This window comes from Leisingera sp. F5 (assembly GCF_001593695.1).
This window is the reverse complement of record NZ_LUKH01001026.1, coordinates 1-1,343: the sequence shown is the minus strand read 5'-3', so window position 1 is coordinate 1,343 and position 1,343 is coordinate 1. Positions and strand designations below refer to the sequence as shown.

Here is a 1,343-nt window from a genome sequence, read left to right as displayed (position 1 = left end):
GGTGGGTGCGCCAGATCGAAATCCGGTACATCACAAGGCCATAGGCGACGGCCAGCAGAATGGGCAATAGGCGCAGCATGCTTCAGATATGGGGGCTGACCCTGTCAGGCTCAAGCGGTTTCTGCAGGATCCGTTGCCACCCATCCGCTGTCCTGCAGCAGCCTGTCCTGGCCCGAGGGCCAGCCGCTGGCAGTAACCGCATCCTGCAGCGCGGCATAGCAGTCCGGATCAATTCCAGATCCCGACAGCTTGTCCATGATTGCATAGGTCTCATCCAGCGGCAGTGCTGCGCGATAGGGGCGGTCTGCGGTCAGCGCGTCAAAGATATCGGCCACCGCCAAAATCCGCATCTCTTGGCTCAGCTGCCCGGCGTCCAGACCAAATGGGTACCCTTTGCCATCCAGCCGCTCGTGATGGGCAGCGCTCACATCCGCCAGCTCGCGGAAAGCGAAAATCCGGCTCAGCACCTGATGGCCCAGCACTGGATGCTGTTTCATCCTGGCAGTTTCCGCCTCGGTCATCTTGCCCGGCTTGTCGAGAATGGCGTTCGGGATCCCCAGCTTGCCAATGTCGTGCAGCAGCGCCCCCCGCACCATCCAGCGCCGTCGCGCCGGGGTATAGCCCAGCTGATCGCAGATCATGGCGGTATAGCGCGCAACCCGCCGGGAATGGCCGTGGGTAAAGGGACTCTTGGCGTCGATCACCAATGAGAACGCTTCGCTGATTTTATCCAGGTAATCCTCATCCACCGGGTGAATGTGCCGGGCCTGCGGGGTGGCAAGCACTTCTGCTTCCAGCCCGGGATCCCGCAGGTCCGGCAAAAAGCGCGGACGGCGGATCACCGAGGTGAAGACCGGCACCAGCTCCGGATCGAACCATGTGCCCGCGCGCCGCTCCAGCTCAGCTGCGGCGCCCTCAATCCCCCGCTCGGCGGCAAAGACATCTACCACCTGCGCCATCAGCGCAATCCGCGAAAACAGCGGGATTGAATCGCCTGTCAGGCCCTTCGGCAGGCCGCCGCCATCCCAATGCTCATCCAGGCAGGCGATGCCCTCGGCCACAGCTTCGGAAAACCGCATCTGCCGGGCAATTGCCGCGCCCCGGTTGCAGCGGGTGTCGATCAGCTCTGCGGCAAGGCCGCTGGTCTTTGCCAGCACCTGTTTCAGGGTCTTCAGCCGGGTCCAGACCGCGGCGCCGCCCGCAGTGTTGCGCCATAGAAAGCCCAGCCCCTGGCGCAGGCCGTTCACCGTTTTGAAATTGCGCTTAAAGGAGAGGTCGTCGGTCTTGTACAGCTGGCAGATGCGGGCGGCATTGGAACTGCAGCCCAGATCCTTCATCAGCAA

1 protein-coding gene and 1 pseudogene are annotated in these 1,343 nt (G+C 63.0%); both read right to left on the bottom strand.

Annotation, left to right across the window (positions count from 1 at the left end):
* Positions 1-79: pseudogene (locus tag A2I95_RS38520) on the bottom strand (peptidase M48); the annotation flags it as partial.
* 31 nt (positions 80-110) lie between these two features.
* A partial coding sequence (locus A2I95_RS38515; protein WP_291737666.1) for an HD-GYP domain-containing protein occupies positions 111-1,343 on the bottom strand: 1,233 nt, incomplete at its 5' end.